This is a genomic window from Herbaspirillum frisingense, from assembly GCF_047325095.1.
Lineage (GTDB): Bacteria > Pseudomonadota > Gammaproteobacteria > Burkholderiales > Burkholderiaceae_D > Herbaspirillum > Herbaspirillum frisingense.
Genome location: NZ_CP168558.1, coordinates 3,452,061 through 3,466,441, shown reverse-complemented (window position 1 = coordinate 3,466,441; position 14,381 = coordinate 3,452,061). Strand labels below are relative to the sequence as shown.

Annotated in this window: 12 protein-coding genes and 1 tRNA gene; 7 read left to right on the top strand and 6 right to left on the bottom strand. The window is 63.8% G+C overall.

Annotated features, from left to right (window positions below):
* Positions 1 to 53: 53 nt before the first annotated feature.
* A tRNA-Leu gene (locus ACEOAC_RS15975) sits at positions 54 to 138 on the bottom strand.
* Positions 139 to 359: 221 nt separating this feature from the next.
* On the opposite strand from ACEOAC_RS15975, the gene rnr reads away from it, so the two are divergent.
* The 3 genes from rnr to cysE all read left to right on the top strand — a co-directional run bounded on the left by rnr (position 360) and on the right by cysE (position 4,574).
* Positions 360 to 2,894 (top strand): ribonuclease R, encoded by a 2,535-nt coding sequence (gene rnr / locus ACEOAC_RS15970; RefSeq protein WP_413628447.1) that lies wholly within the window; start codon positions 360 to 362, stop codon positions 2,892 to 2,894.
* A gap of 90 nt (positions 2,895 to 2,984) precedes the next feature.
* A complete protein-coding gene (gene rlmB, locus ACEOAC_RS15965) occupies positions 2,985 to 3,722 on the top strand; it encodes a 23S rRNA (guanosine(2251)-2'-O)-methyltransferase RlmB (RefSeq protein ID WP_077238518.1) in 738 nt (245 codons plus the stop codon).
* Positions 3,723 to 3,821: 99 nt separating this feature from the next.
* On the top strand, positions 3,822 to 4,574 hold the full coding sequence (gene cysE / locus ACEOAC_RS15960; RefSeq protein WP_006463567.1) for a serine O-acetyltransferase: 753 nt from the start codon (positions 3,822 to 3,824) through the stop codon (positions 4,572 to 4,574).
* Positions 4,575 to 4,642: 68 nt separating this feature from the next.
* Here cysE and ACEOAC_RS15955 read toward each other — a convergent pair whose 3' ends face one another.
* The 5 genes from ACEOAC_RS15955 to ACEOAC_RS15935 form a co-directional block, all read right to left on the bottom strand.
* On the bottom strand, positions 4,643 to 5,434 hold the full coding sequence (locus ACEOAC_RS15955) for a UDP-2,3-diacylglucosamine diphosphatase (RefSeq protein ID WP_413445302.1): 792 nt from the start codon (positions 5,432 to 5,434) through the stop codon (positions 4,643 to 4,645).
* A gap of 23 nt (positions 5,435 to 5,457) precedes the next feature.
* Positions 5,458 to 5,946: a peptidylprolyl isomerase gene (locus ACEOAC_RS15950; RefSeq protein WP_077238520.1), complete on the bottom strand. Its 489-nt coding sequence runs from the start codon at positions 5,944 to 5,946 to the stop codon at positions 5,458 to 5,460.
* Between the two features lie 82 nt (positions 5,947 to 6,028).
* Positions 6,029 to 6,598, bottom strand: a complete 570-nt coding sequence (locus ACEOAC_RS15945) for a peptidylprolyl isomerase (protein WP_006463564.1) — start codon at positions 6,596 to 6,598, stop codon at positions 6,029 to 6,031.
* Positions 6,595 to 7,818: a L,D-transpeptidase family protein gene (locus ACEOAC_RS15940; RefSeq protein ID WP_413445304.1), complete on the bottom strand. Its 1,224-nt coding sequence runs from the start codon at positions 7,816 to 7,818 to the stop codon at positions 6,595 to 6,597. Before ACEOAC_RS15940 ends, ACEOAC_RS15945 begins: the two co-directional genes overlap by 4 nt.
* A gap of 30 nt (positions 7,819 to 7,848) precedes the next feature.
* Positions 7,849 to 9,360 carry a tetratricopeptide repeat protein gene (locus ACEOAC_RS15935; protein ID WP_413628446.1) on the bottom strand — a complete coding sequence of 504 codons (1,512 nt, stop codon included), beginning with the start codon at positions 9,358 to 9,360 and terminating at the stop codon, positions 7,849 to 7,851.
* Positions 9,361 to 9,591: 231 nt separating this feature from the next.
* Here ACEOAC_RS15935 and cysS point away from each other — a divergent pair, with 231 nt between their 5' ends.
* From cysS to tilS, 4 genes are all read left to right on the top strand, one after another.
* Complete coding sequence (cysS, locus tag ACEOAC_RS15930; RefSeq protein ID WP_241813766.1) at positions 9,592 to 10,983, top strand: cysteine--tRNA ligase; 1,392 nt, start codon at positions 9,592 to 9,594, stop codon at positions 10,981 to 10,983.
* A gap of 1 nt (position 10,984) precedes the next feature.
* Positions 10,985 to 11,644 (top strand): DNA-3-methyladenine glycosylase family protein, encoded by a 660-nt coding sequence (locus tag ACEOAC_RS15925; protein WP_006463560.1) that lies wholly within the window; start codon positions 10,985 to 10,987, stop codon positions 11,642 to 11,644.
* 147 nt (positions 11,645 to 11,791) lie between these two features.
* Entirely contained in the window at positions 11,792 to 12,772 is a 981-nt protein-coding gene (locus tag ACEOAC_RS15920; protein ID WP_006463559.1) for an acetyl-CoA carboxylase carboxyltransferase subunit alpha, read from the top strand.
* Between the two features lie 82 nt (positions 12,773 to 12,854).
* Complete coding sequence (gene tilS / locus ACEOAC_RS15915) at positions 12,855 to 14,273, top strand: tRNA lysidine(34) synthetase TilS (protein WP_413628445.1); 1,419 nt, start codon at positions 12,855 to 12,857, stop codon at positions 14,271 to 14,273.
* Positions 14,274 to 14,381: the final 108 nt, after the last annotated feature.

The window sequence follows — 14,381 nt, the reverse complement described above, 5'->3', positions numbered from 1 at the left end:
GCGCCCCAAAACGCAAAAGGCCGATTGATTTTCATCAATCGACCTTTTTTGTTTGGTGCCCACGGAGGGACTCGAACCCCCACACCTCGCGGCACATGGACCTGAACCATGCGCGTCTACCAATTCCGCCACGTGGGCTGCGCTGTAAAGTGAAGAACGTAATTATAGAGGGTATTCGTTGGCTGTCAATACTTTTCTTGATCTCCAAGGTGTTTTTTCGTTGTAATACGAAAGCTTGACCCCCTTCTTCCTCCGTATTGCGGTTAGGTAAATGGCAGCAACTCCGTTACACTAGGGGCTTCCATCGGTCCGGGCGATGCTTGCCCCGGCATTTATAACAATTGCGCGAAACGAAACTTTTGAGCCAATTTCCCTATTCCATTCCCAGCCGGGAAGAGATCCTCGGCATCCTGCGCACTTCGTCCGGCTCGCAAAACGCTGCCGCACTGGCAGCCGCGCTCGGCGTCAAGCCTGAAGAAATGGATGGCCTGACGCGCCGCCTCAACGCCATGGAGCGTGACGGCCAGATCAAGCCGGATCGCGCCGGTCATTACAAACTGACCCATTCACCCGACTTCATCCTGGGCCGCGTTTCCAGCCACCGTGATGGCTTCGGTTTCCTGCTGCCCGATGATGGCAGCGCTGACCTGTTCCTGCCCGAGAAGGAAATGCAGAAGGTCATGCACGGGGACCGCGTCCAGGCCCGCATCGTCGGCACCGACCGTCGCGGCCGTCCGGAAGGGACCATCGTCGAAGTGGTGGAGCGTGCCAACAGCCACGTGATCGGTCGTCTGCTCAACGAGAACGGCGTCTGGGTGGTCGCCCCCGAAGACAAGCGCATCGGCCATGACGTGCTGTTGGCCGGCTCGCCAGGCAAGGCCAAGGCCGGGCAGGTGGTCAGCGTCGAACTGACCGAGCACCCGTCACGCTATACCCAGCCGGTGGGCAAGATCGTCGAAATCCTCGGCGACATCGACGACCCTGGCATGGAAATCGAAATCGCCGTGCGCAAGTACGGCGTACCGCACGAATTCTCCGAAGCGGCCAAGAAGCTCTCGGCCAAGCTGCCCAGCGAAGTCAAGGCGGCCGACCTGAAGGATAGGGTCGATCTGCGTGATGTCCCGCTGGTCACCATCGACGGTGAAGATGCCCGCGACTTCGATGACGCGGTCTATTGCGAACCGGTCAAGATCGGTCGCACCAAGGGTTACCGCCTGATCGTGGCGATCGCCGACGTCAGCCACTACGTCAAGCCCAACGATGCCCTGGATACCGATGCGCTGGAGCGCAGCACTTCGGTCTATTTCCCGCGCCGGGTCATCCCGATGCTGCCGGAAAAGCTCTCCAACGGCCTGTGCTCGCTCAACCCCGATGTCGATCGCCTGACCCTGGTCTGCGACGCCGTGATCACCGCCAAGGGCGAGATCAAGGCCTACCAGTTCTATCCCGCCGTGATCCACTCGGCCGCCCGCCTGACCTACACCGAAGTGGCCTCGATCCTGGGCAATACCAAGGGTCCGGAGGCGGCGCGCCGGATCGGTCTGGTGCCGCACCTGACGCACCTCTACGAAGTCTTCCAGGCGCTGCTGACGGCGCGCCAGGCGCGTGGCGCCATCGACTTCGAGACCACCGAGACCTACATCGTCTGCAATGCCGCCGGCAAGATCGAGAAGATCCTGCCGCGCACCCGCAACGATGCGCACCGCCTGATCGAAGAGTGCATGCTGGCGGCCAACGTCTGCGCGGCCGACCTGTTGAAGCGTCACGATCATCCGGCGCTGTACCGTATCCACGCCGGCCCGACCAAGGAAAAGCTGACCCAGCTGCGGACCTTCCTCAAGCAGGTAGGCCTCACCCTGGGTGGGGGCGACACCCCCAGCGCGTCCGACTATGCGGAACTGATGCCCAAGGTCAAGGCGCGTCCGGATGCGGTCCTGATCCAGACCATGCTGCTGCGCTCCATGCAGCAGGCGGTCTACAGCCCCGACAACATCGGTCACTTCGGCCTGTCCTACGAGTCCTACGCGCACTTCACCAGCCCGATCCGTCGCTATCCCGACCTGCTGACCCATCGTGCCATCAAGGCCGTGCTGCAGGGCAAGCGCTACGAGCCCAAGGGTATCGACAGCAGCGCGCTCAATACCTCGATCTCGCCGGCCGCCCGCAAGGCGCAGGCACTGCAGCGCGCCACCGACAAGGCCGCCGGCAAGAAGCCGCGTGGCGAAAGCGCCCTGGCGATCTGGGAAGCGCTGGGCCTGCACTGTTCGGCCAATGAACGTCGCGCCGACGAGGCCTCGCGTGACGTGGAAGCATGGCTGAAGTGCTACTTCATCCGCGACAAGCTGGGCGAGGAATTCACCGGCACCATCGCCGGCGTGGCCACCTTCGGCATCTTCGTGCAGCTCGATGCGCTCTATATCGAAGGCCTGGTGCACGTCACCGAACTGGGGGCCGACTACTTCCAGTACGACGAAGCGCGCCACGAACTGCGCGGCGAACGCACCGGCATCCGCTACCAGCTGACCGATCGCGTGACCGTGCAGGTCAGCCGGGTCGACCTGGATGCACGCAAGATCGATCTGTCGCTGGTCAACGAACCGGGCATCCGCACCCTGATCAAGAATGAAGCCAAGCGCGCCGAAAGTGCGGCGCGGGGCAAGTCTGGGTCGGCCAGGAATGCGGCCGGGAACGGCGCCGGCGGTGACGCCGGTCAACCGGCACCCCGCGCCAAGAAGGGCGCCGCGCCCAAGCCGGCCGCCGTGGCCGCCAAGGGCAAGGGTGCCAAGGGTGGTGCCCAGGCCAAGACCGGCGCCAGCCATGCCCGCGCCGGCGAAGCCGACCGCAAGCGCGCCGCCGCCAAGGGTTTCAACAAGGGCGGCAAGAAGAAGCGATGAGCATGTCCCCGGCCGCCAGCTGCCCAGGCAGCCTGCGACCGGGTTTGATGGAATGATTTGACCGCAAGACGAAAGACACAAGCAGGATTTATGAAGAGCAAAATGATTTTCGGCTTCCATGCCGTGACCTCCCGCATCCGCCACGAGGCTTCCTCGGTGGACGAGATCTACGTGGATGCCGAGCGCCGCGACCGCCGCATGCTGGACATGCTGCATGCCGCCAAGGAAGCCAATGTGCGCATCATCCAGGCCGACGACCAGCGTCTGTCGGCCATGGTCGGTACGCGCCGTCACCAGGGCGTGGTCGCCAAGGCCGCCACACTGTCGCTGGCGCGCACCCTGGATGAACTGCTGGACGCCGTGGTCGGTCCGCCGCTGCTGCTGATCCTGGACGGCATCACCGATCCGCACAACCTGGGCGCCTGCCTGCGCGTGGCCGACGGTGCCGGCGCGCACGCCGTGATCGCCCCCAAGGATCGCGCCGTTGGCCTCAACGCCACGGCCATGAAGGTCTCCAGTGGCGCCTCCGATACCGTGCCCTACATCACCGTCACCAACCTGGCGCGCACCATGCGCGACCTGAAGGAGCGCGGCGTCTGGATCATCGGTACCTCCGACGACGCCGAGAAGGGCCTCTACGAGGGCGACTTCACCGGCCCCACCGCGCTGGTCATGGGTTCCGAAGGCGAGGGCATGCGTCGCCTGACCCGCGAGACCTGCGACGTGCTGGTCAACATCCCCATGTTCGGTTCGGTCGAGAGCCTGAACGTGTCGGTGGCATCGGGCGTGTGTCTGTACGAGGCGCGACGTCAGCGCTTGCCCAGGTAAGTCCGGTCATCCCCGCATGACAACATCGCCGGACTTTGCGTCCGGCGATTTTTTTTTGTAGTTCATCCCGCAGTTCGTTCAACGTTCCAGGAATCCATCATGTTCAGCCGACTCAGAGAAGACATCGCCAGCATCCGTGAGCGCGACCCCGCCGCGCGCAATAGCTGGGAGGTGCTGACCTGTTACCCCGGCCTGCATGCGGTGATCCTGCACCGCTGGGCCAAGGCCTGCTGGCATGCCGACCTGAAGTGGCTGGGACGCTTCATCTCGCAACTGGGGCGCACGCTGACCGGTATCGAGATCCATCCCGGCGCCACCATCGGTCGCCGTGTCTTCATCGACCACGGCATGGGCGTGGTCATCGGCGAGACCGCTGTGGTCGGTGACGATTCCACCATCTACCAGGGCGTGACCCTGGGCGGTACCTCGCTGTCCAAGGGCGCCAAGCGCCATCCCACCCTGGGACGCGGCGTCATCATCGGTGCCGGTGCCAAGGTCCTGGGCGGATTTACGGTGGGCGACGGCGCCAAGGTCGGCTCCAATGCGGTGGTGACCAAGGAAGTACCGGCCGGCGCCACGGCGGTCGGCAACCCGGCGCGCATCGTTGAGCGTAATCCAGGGCCGGTCGAGCGCGACCAGGCGACAGCCCGGCTGTTTGCGGCCTATGGCGTCATGCCCAATGGCGACGACCCGCTCTCCAAGGCGCTGCATGGCCTGATCAACCAGGTGGCGGCGCAGGAGCAGCAGCTCGAGGTGGTGCTGGCCGCCTTGAAGAGTGCGGGGATAGGGTGTCGACGACTGGAAGAAACAACGCACTTCGACGCCGCCCAGTTGAACCGGTTGGTGGATTGAATCGAAGTCGCAGTCCGCAGCCGGGATCATGCCGGCTGCGGTGGGAGGCTGGGCAGGGGAGCGGTGATTCAGGCGATCTCGTCGCCCTGGGCATCATGCCGGTGCAGCACGCCGTCGGCGCTCAGGCTGATCCAGCCACCGCGCGGCGTCTCGACGTCGTATTCCCAGTCCGGCAGGACGTAGCGCAGCCTGGGGGCCTCACCGTCCTCCAGGCGATGCAGGGCAGGGCGGTGGGTGTGGCCGTGGATGAGCACGTCGCTGCCGGTCTGAGCGAAGAGCGCGGCGATGGCATCAGCATTCACATCCATGATGGCCATTTCCTTGCACTGGTTGGCGTCCTGGCTGTTCTTGCGGATGCCTTCGATGATGGCCTTGCGCTGCGCCAGCGGCATTGCCAGGAATTGCTGCTGGTAGGCCGGCTGACGCACCTGGGCCCGAAAGGCCATGTAGGCCAGGTCGTCCGTACACTGGGCGTCGCCGTGCGCCAGCGCCAGGCGGCGACCGGTCAGGGTGACCACCGTGGGGTCGTCCAGCAGCGTCAGTCCGGCGGCTTCCGCAAAGCCTTGACCTACCAGGAAATCACGGTTGCCCGCCATCCAGAACAGTTGCACGCCTTGCGCCTGCACGGCCTTCAGGGCATCGGCGATCTGCCGGTTGTAGGGCGTGACCAGGTCATCGTCGCCGGCCCAGTATTCGAAGATGTCGCCCAGCAGGTAGAGCTGCTGCGTGCGCGTCGCCTGGTGCTGCAGGAAGGACAGGAAGGCCGCCGTGGTACGCGGCAGGGAAGCTTGCAGATGGAGATCGGAAACAAAAAGCGCAACCGTCGGTTGCGCTTTTTGCATGAACTGGAAATCAGTCATGGTCGGGGTGAAGAGGGTCTGGCTCAGACCACTTCGGCCTTCTCGATCACCACGTCTTCCGCCGGGACGTCGGCGAACATGCCGGAGCGGGTGGTCTTGACGCCCTTGATCTTGTCGACCACTTCAGTGCCTTCGACGACCTTGCCGAAGACGCAGTAGCCCCAACCGTCCTGGCCCGGGAAATCCAGGAAGCTGTTGTTCTTGACGTTGATGAAGAACTGCGCCGAGGCCGAGTGCGGGGCGGCGGTGCGGGCCATGGCCAGGGTGTAGGGCTCGTTCTTGAGGCCATTCTTGGCTTCGTTCTCGATGGGTTCTTTGGTTTCCTTCTGCTTCATGCCGGGTTCGAAGCCGCCGCCCTGGATCATGAAACCGTCGATGACGCGGTGGAAGATGGTGCCGTTGTAGTGACCTGCATTGACATAAGCCAGGAAGTTTTCAACGGTCTTCGGCGCTTTTTCCGCGTCCAGTTCGATCTTGATGTTGCCGTGGTTGGTGGTGAGCAGAACTGCCATGTTGAATCCTTTGCTTGAGGGTGAAAATAAAAAAACGAGGCGGGCAACGCTGGCCCGCCTGGCATGCCGGTGCGGCTCAGACCTACTTGACGATGCTGGCCGATTCGATCACCACCGGAGTGGTCGGGACATCACCGCCGCCGGTGCGCACCTGCTTGATCTTGTCGACCACGTCGGTGCCGGCGATCACCTTGCCGAACACCGCATAACCCCAACCATCCTGGCCCGGATAGTCCAGGAAGCGGTTGTTGGCGACGTTGATGAAGAATTGCGCGGTGGCCGAGTGCGGTGCCGAGGTGCGCGCCATGGCGATAGTATAAACCTCGTTCTTCAAACCGTTATTGGCCTCGTTCTTGATGGGCGCGTCGGTGGGCTTTTCGCGCAGGTTCTGGTCCATGCCGCCGCCCTGGATCATGAAGCCGTTGATGACGCGGTGAAACACCGTGCCGTTGTACTGGCCCTTCTTGACGTACTTCAGGAAGTTGTCGACCGAGACCGGGGCTTTTTCCGGGTTCAGCTCGACGGTGATGTCGCCCATGCTGGTTTTCAGCAGCACGCGGGGCGCGTCAGCGGCCAGCACGGGGGAGGCCAGCGTAGCCGACAGGGACAGGGCTGCTGCCATGCGCAGCAGGTGACGACGAGAAATGATCATGCGTTGCCTTCGTAAATGATTTTCCATTGCGATCCTTCACGCACCCAGTACTGGCGCTTGCGGATCGCGTTCTTGCTCTTGCCGACGGCACTCTCCTGGGTGAAGGTGCTGACGATCATGTCTTCCGGTGTGCCGGGATAGCGGAACAGGCTGACATCGCGCAGTTTGACACTGGTATAGCGCGCGCCGTTCAGGCTCTTCTGCTGGCGGCCGAACCAGGTGCTCAGGTTTTCGCCCTGGGCCGAGCGGAATTCGGGGGAATAGTACGACAGGACCTTGTCGGCATCCGCATTTTCCAGCGACTGGCCCCAGTCTTCCAGCATGGCGCTGGCGGCGTCACGCTGCCTGGCCCATTCGCTCTTGTCCACGAACTGCACGTGCTGGCTGATCACCACCACCGTCCGGCCGACCTCGGCCGTGGAATACAGGCTCTGCAGGTCGGGATTGGCCAGCACCACGCAGCCGTCGGAGGACAGCGGCGGGCGACTGAAATTGTCCGAGGGCGTGCCGTGCAGCCAGATGCCATAGCCGCTGCGGCCATTGCGCTTATCCCATTCGTTGGGGTAGGACAGGGGCAGGGCGCCAGTGCCATAGAAATCGGGCAGCTTGGGGCCGGGGATGCGGTTGTTGACGTAGTACACGCCGATGGGGGTGCGCTGGTCGCCGGACTTGGTCTTGTTGGCGCCGAAGCGACCCTGGGAGACGTAGTAGTCGGTCAGGTATTTCAGTTCACCGCCCTGGTTCTCATAGACGTACAGGCGCGATCGGGTGGTGTCGACCACCAGCACGTTCTTCTGGTCGTCGCCGACCTGCAGCACGGCCTTGGGAATGAGTTGCGGGTCCGGCTTTTCCTGCAGCGAGCGGATGCGCACCATGGCCTCGTCGCGCAGTTCCTTGAGCTTGTCGGCCGGGCCGTCGGCCATGGCGCCGAAGTTGCGTACCGGTCGCGCATGCATCAGCAGCAGGTCGCCCCGTACCAGATGGCCGAGGCGGAAAGTGGGATAGGCCGCCACCAGGGCGTCGGCCTTGACCTGGGCTTCGCGCAGGCGATTGGCGCCGAGATCCTTGTAGATATCGATCAGCAAGGCCTCCGGGTCAGGCTTGGCCTCGGCCGCGCCGGCCGGACTGCTCTGCGGCGGAATGGAAGAAGAAGAGGCCACGCTGCCCATCGAAGGCAGAGCTGCCAGACACAACATCAGCAGGCGTCCCAGCACGCGCATGGAACGCCCTTGCAAAGCGCTAGCCACCAATTACCCTCCCGATCGTTCCTGTTTGATCAGCCATCGATTGCCCTGTTTGACGAATATCAGGGTCTTGCGGCTGTCCACCGTCAGCCGATCCGAATTATATATCTGGCGATAGCGCACGGTGGCGGTGTTGCCGCTGATGCTGACCGTGGCATTGCTGACCTTGACGCTGATGCGGCCCTTGTCCTCGATGCGGGCGCGGCGTTCTTCGGCCCATTCCTTGCGGGATGCGCCCTTGGGGGTGTCGAAGTCGCTGGCGTAGTGGCCCAGGTAGCCGCGCACATCCTTGTCGCTCCAGGATTTGGCCCAGCCGCTGAGGGCCGCCAGTACCGCTGACTTTTCCTGTTCGGCGCTGGCTTCCGCCTTGGCCTTGTCCTTGTCGGCGCGGGCCTTGTCGGCCTTTGCCTTCTCGGCGGCGGCCAGCTTGTCGGCACGCGCCTTCTCGGCGGCTGCCTGGGCGGCTTTTTCCTTCTCGGCGCGGGCGGCCTGTTCCTTGGCCAGCTTGTCGGCCTTGTCCTTTTCCTTCTGGGCCAGCAGTTCGGCCTGCTTCTGCTCGGCGGCAGCCTTGTCGGCGGCGGCCTTTTGCGCGCGGGCCTGCTCGGCGGCCAGTTGCTCGGAGCGTGCCTTGTCGGCGCGGGCCTTGTCTGTCGCGGCCTTGTCAGCGGCAGCCTTTTCCGCCGCTGCCTTGTCCGAGGCCGCCTTGTCGGCAGCGGCCTTGTCCGCCTTTTCCTTGTCGGCCTGCGCCTTTTCCTTGTCGGCGGTGGCCTTGGCAATGGCAGTCTTTTCCGCTTCGGCCTTGTCGGCGGCGGCCTGCTGGGCTGCCTTTTCGGCCGCCAGAGCCTTGGCGCGCTGCTGCTGTTCGGCGGCGCTGGCGTCGGCCTTGGCCTTGGCGTCACGCTGGGCGCTGGCCGCGGAGGCCAGGCGCGGCACGGTGCCGCCGGTGGTATTGCCGTTCAGGGAGCGCAGCAGGGTCAGCTTGGGTTGCGGCACGTTGGCACCCGGGTCGATCTGCAGCGCCTTGTCATAGGCCTGGCTGGCCAGCTTGGCATAGACGTCGCCCAGGTTTTCCAGCGCCGTGGCATAGGTCGGGTTGGTGCGCATGGCCATGTCCAGCGCCGCACGGGCCTTGTCGTACTGGCCGTCAGCCGCGTACAGGACAGCCAGGTTGTTGTACGGCTCGGGCAGGTCGGGGAAATCCTCGGTGAGCTTGCTGAACACCGCGATGGCCTCGGCAGAACGGCTTTGTTCTGCTAAGATCAGCCCCTTCGTGAAACGCAGTTGCGCATCGCGCGGGTGTTTCGCCAGTACGGCATCGGTCTTGGTCAGTGCTTCGGCATACTGTCCTGCCCGCATCAGCTTGTTGATGTCAGACATTTCACTGGCATGCGCGAGGCCGGCAGGCACCCCGAACAGGGCGGCCACCAGGCTGGACAACACTGCTGTCTTGTGGGCAGTCTTGCTGATCAAACCGCGCAAACCATGAATGGATGTCTGTTCTTGTGATTCTGGGGCCATGGTTTTATCGATGCTATACTCGAAGAAATTCGAAGAAAGCTGGCATTTTATAACAAACAAGTAAGACAAAAAGAGGTTTGGCTACCGTGACCCGTTCATGTTGCAACTGCTGTTAGAACAATGATCCCCGGCAGGGGCATGCCAGCGCCAGGAGGCTTTCCGGCGCGGCCCCACGCAATCGCATGAACCCGGCGCCCCCAGCGGTCACGCCAACCCAAGAATTCCCATCCCATGAGCGAGCTCAAGATTTACAACACGCTAGCGCGTGATAAGCAGACCTTTTCCCCGATCGAACCCGGCAAGGTGCGCTTGTACGTGTGCGGCATGACCGTCTATGACTATTGCCATATCGGCCATGCACGGGTGCTGGTGGTGTTCGACATGGTGCAGCGCTGGCTGCGCGCCTCCGGTTACGACGTGACCTATGTGCGCAACATCACCGACATCGATGACAAGATCATCAAGCGTGCCCTGGAAAACGGCGAGACCATCAGCCAGCTGACTCGTCGCTTCATCGACGCCATGAACGAGGATGCCGGCGCCCTGGGCGTGCAGCGTCCCGATCACGAGCCGCGCGCCACCCAGTACGTGCCGCAGATGCTGGACCTGATCGGCAAGCTGGAAAAGAACGGCCTGGCCTACAAGGCCAGCGATGGTGACGTCAATTACTCGGTGCGCGACTTCCCCGGCTACGGCAAGCTCTCCGGCAAGTCGCTGGACGATCTGCGCGCCGGCGAGCGCGTCGATGTCAACACCGGCAAGCGTGACCCGCTGGACTTCGTCCTCTGGAAGGCGGCCAAGCCGACCGAGCCCGACGAGGCCAAGTGGGATTCGCCCTGGGGCTGTGGCCGTCCGGGCTGGCACATCGAGTGCTCGGCCATGTCCAGCGACCTGCTGGGCGACCATTTCGACATCCACGGCGGCGGCCAGGACCTGCAGTTCCCCCACCACGAAAATGAAATCGCCCAGTCCGAAGGGGCGCACCAGCACACCTTCGTCAATTACTGGATGCATAACGGCTTCGTGCGCATCGACAACGAAAAGATGTCGAAGTCGCTCGGCAATTTCTTCACCATCCGTGACGTCCTGAAGCAATACGACCCGGAAGTGCTGCGCTTCTTCATCCTGCGCGCGCACTATCGCAGCCCGCTCAATTATTCGGATGCGCACCTGGACGACGCCCGCCAGGCCTTGACCCGTCTGTATACCGCCTTGAAGGATGTGCCCCCCGAGGCCGGCGGCCTGGTCGCCGACGAAGCCCACGCCCAGCGCTTCGCCGATGCCCTCAACGACGACTTCAACACCCCGGTGGCGATCTCGGTGCTGTTCGAGCTGGCCAACGAGGTCAATCGCAGCCGCTCGCCGGCGCAGGCGCGCCAGTTGAAGGCACTGGCCGGCATCCTGGGCCTGCTGCAGCGCGCGCCGGGCGAATACCTCAAGGGCGGTGTCAGCGCAGCCGGTGGCCTGGACGAAGCAGCCATCGCAGCCCTGATCGACGCCCGCAAGGCGGCCAAGGCCGGCAAGAACTTTGCCGAAGCCGACCGCATCCGTGCCGAGCTGACCGACGCCGGCATCATTCTGGAAGACAAACCGGGCGGCCTGACCGAATGGCGGAGAGCTTGATTTGAATACCAACCGAAAAGCCAGCGAGCTCGATCCCAGCCTGATCGTCCCGGCCTACTGGGAAGAGGCCAAGGCCGAGCTGATGAAGCGCGACCGCATCATGCGCAAGCTCATCCCGCAGTTCGGGGACCTGCAATTGACAGTGCGGGGCGACGCCTTCACCACGCTGGCACGTTCGGTGATCGGCCAGCAGATTTCGACCAAGGCCGCCAATGCGGTCTGGCAGCGCTTCCTGGAAGCCTGCCCGCGCTGCACGCCGGGCCAGGTGATCCGTACCGGCCCCGAGGCGCTCGCTGCCTGCGGCCTGTCCAAGCGCAAGGCCGAATATATTCTCGATCTGGCGGCCCACTTCAAGGCCAAGACGGTACATCCCGACAAATGGGCGGAGATGGAAGACGAAGCCGTCATTGCCGAGATGATCCAGATCCGCGGGATTGGCCGCTGGACAGCCGAGATGTTTTTGATATTTAATCTGCTGCGCCCGAACGTGCTGCCGCTGGATGACCTGGGATTGCTCAAGGGCATCAGCGTCAGTTATTTCTCGGGCGAGCCTGTCTCGCGCAGCGATGCGCGCGAAGTCGCCGCGAACTGGGAACCGTGGCGCACCGTGGCCACCTGGTATCTGTGGCGCAGCCTGGATCCGCTGCCATCCGATTATTGATCCAAGGGGAAGAGGGCGCGGAGGCCTCTGGTGTATACTCCGCTCCTCTCAAGATTTAAGGCAAACCGATCCATCCGGGACCATCGCGCCGCAACCCGCACCGGGGCGGCCTCCCGCCGATGATCGGACTTGTTGAAAAGGAACACAATGAGTAAATCGACAACGACTTTTCTGGGCTTCGAGCAGGCCATCGCCGAGCTGGATGCCAAGATCGAAGAGTTGCGTTTTGTGCAGGACGACTCGGCCGTCGACATCTCCGAAGAGATCGAACGCCTGGTCAAGAAAAGCCAGCAACTGACCAAGGACATCTACGCCAAGCTGACCCCCTGGCAGGTGTCGCAGATCGCGCGTCATCCGCAACGTCCCTACACCATGGACTACGTGCGCGAAATCTTCACCGACTTCCACGAACTGCACGGCGACCGCACCTTCGCTGACGACCAGTCCATCGTTGGCGGTCTGGCCCGTTTCAATGGCCAGGCCTGCATGGTGATCGGCCACCAGAAGGGGCGCGACACCAAGGAACGCGCCATGCGCAACTTCGGCATGCCCAAGCCCGAAGGCTATCGCAAGGCCATGCGCCTGATGAAGGTCGCCGAAAAGTTCGGCCTGCCCATCTTCACCTTCGTCGATACCCCCGGTGCCTTCCCCGGCATCGATGCCGAAGAGCGCGGCCAGTCCGAAGCCATCGGCCACAACCTGTATGTCATGGCCGAGCTGAAGGTGCCGCTGATCGCCACCATCATCGGTGAAGGTGGTTCCGGCGGCGCGCTGGCCATCGCCGTGGGCGACCAGGTGCTGATGCTGCAATATGCGACCTATTCGGTGATCTCGCCGGAAGGCTGCGCTTCCATCCTGTGGAAGACAGCCGACCGCGCTGCCGACGCCGCCGAGGCACTGGGCCTGACCGCCCACCGCCTCAAGGCCATCGGCCTGATCGACAAGATCGTCAACGAACCGCTGGGCGGCGCCCATCGCGACCCCAAGCAGATGGCCGGCCTGCTCAAGCGTGCCCTGTCGGATTCGCTGCGCCAGTTCCAGGGCATGAAGACCAAGGACCTGCTGGCCGCCCGTCACGAAAAGCTGATGGCCTACGGCAAGTTCAAGGAATTGAATTCGGCGGAATAATTTCCCCACCGTTTCCGCTTCCTACGCTCAGGCGCCAGCGATTGCTTCGCTGGCGTTTGTCTTTTCAGCCGCCGCGTTTCCCATGTCCGATCATCCTTCCGCCTCCCACGACAAGACCCTGGCCAGCCTGATGCAGGCCCTGCAGGCCACGCTGGCGCTGGCCGGCTTCGACGCCCGTCGCGACACCCTGGCCGTGGCCTACAGCGCAGGGCTGGATTCCACCGTGCTGCTGCAGGTGGCCGCGCATTGGGCGCAGCAGGCGGGTGGCAGGCTGGTGGCCTTGCACGTCCATCATGGGCTCAGCCTCCATGCGGACGCCTGGCTGGCGCATGCACAGGGCTTTTGCGACGTGCGCGGTCTGGCCTTCCAGGCCGAGCGGGTACAACTGCAGCAGGTCGCCGACAGCGGCGTGGAAGAAGCGGCGCGCCTGGCGCGCTATGCCGCCCTGGGGCGCCTGTGTCGCCAGCAGGGCGCGCGCCTGCTGCTGACCGCGCATCACCTCGACGACCAGGCCGAAACCGTGCTGCTGCAACTGCTGCGCGGCAGCGGCCTGGCCGGTCTGTCCGGCATGGATCGCTGCAATGCTGCGCCAGCCTTGCTGGGCGACCCGGATACCCGGATGGCGCGGCCGTTGCTGGGCGTGACGCGCGCGCAACTGGAGAGCGTCGCGCAGGCGCTGTCGCTGACCTGGATCGAGGATGAATCCAACCGTGATCCGCGCTACGCCCGCAATGCCTTGCGTCATCAGGTGATGCCGGCGCTGGGGCAGGTCTTTCCCGGCTACCAGCAGCGACTGGCGCGGGCTGCGGGCCATGCCCAGGGCGCGCAGGAATTGCTGCGTGAAGTGGCTCAGGCCGACCTGGAGCAATGTCGGCAGGACGATCACCTGCGCATGCCGGCGATGCGCCAGTTGAGCGAGCAGCGCTTCCTCAATCTGATGCGCCACTGGTTTGCGCTGCGCGGCATGCGCATGCCCTCGGCGGCCTGGATGCAGGAGATGCGCAGTCAACTGCTGCAGGCCGACGTCGAGGCGCAACTGTGTGTCTCGCATCCCGATGGCGAGGTGCACCGCTATCGCGACCGCGTCTTCCTGGCCCCGCGCCGCAGGCCGCCGGAAGAGGGCGAATCCCTGCAATTGCGCTGGCAAGGCCAGGCCCAGGTGCATGTGCCGGCCTTCTACGGCACGCTGCATTTCGAGCCTGTTTCAGGTGCCGAGGTTGACGCCGATGGCCGGGGCGGCTTCGATCCGGCCTGGCTGCAGTCGCAATCCCTGCTGATCTGCGGTCGCAGCGGTGGCGAGCGTGTCAGGCTGGCACACAACCGGCCGGCGCGCAGTCTCAAGCAGCAATACCAGAGCGCCGATGTCCCCGCCTGGGAGCGACCTTACCTGCCGCTGGTGTGGGCCGGCGACACCTTGCTCCTGGCCGCCGGCATCGGCATGGACTGCAGTCGTTTCGTCACGCAGGGCGAACGTATCACCTTGCGCTGGCAGCCTGACTGAATTCTTGGCTCCAATGATCTAAACAATATAAAAAAATACCGCACCCTGGCCTTTGGCGAGGGTGCGGCATCCCTGTCATCCCTGACATGGTTGGGCGTGGCCGAAGAT

Excerpts from the sequence above, each read along its gene's own strand:
- rlmB (WP_077238518.1), top strand. The coding sequence starts at position 2,985 with ATGAAGAGCAAAATGATTTTCGGCTTCCATGCCGTGACCTCCCGCATC.
- cysE (WP_006463567.1), top strand. The coding sequence starts at position 3,822 with ATGTTCAGCCGACTCAGAGAAGACATCGCCAGCATCCGTGAGCGCGAC.
- ACEOAC_RS15955 (WP_413445302.1), bottom strand. The coding sequence starts at position 5,434 with ATGACTGATTTCCAGTTCATGCAAAAAGCGCAACCGACGGTTGCGCTT.
- ACEOAC_RS15950 (WP_077238520.1), bottom strand. The coding sequence starts at position 5,946 with ATGGCAGTTCTGCTCACCACCAACCACGGCAACATCAAGATCGAACTG.
- ACEOAC_RS15945 (WP_006463564.1), bottom strand. The coding sequence starts at position 6,598 with ATGATCATTTCTCGTCGTCACCTGCTGCGCATGGCAGCAGCCCTGTCC.
- ACEOAC_RS15940 (WP_413445304.1), bottom strand. The coding sequence starts at position 7,818 with ATGCGCGTGCTGGGACGCCTGCTGATGTTGTGTCTGGCAGCTCTGCCT.
- ACEOAC_RS15935 (WP_413628446.1), bottom strand. The coding sequence starts at position 9,360 with ATGGCCCCAGAATCACAAGAACAGACATCCATTCATGGTTTGCGCGGT.
- cysS (WP_241813766.1), top strand. The coding sequence starts at position 9,592 with ATGAGCGAGCTCAAGATTTACAACACGCTAGCGCGTGATAAGCAGACC.
- ACEOAC_RS15920 (WP_006463559.1), top strand. The coding sequence starts at position 11,792 with ATGAGTAAATCGACAACGACTTTTCTGGGCTTCGAGCAGGCCATCGCC.
- tilS (WP_413628445.1), top strand. The coding sequence starts at position 12,855 with ATGTCCGATCATCCTTCCGCCTCCCACGACAAGACCCTGGCCAGCCTG.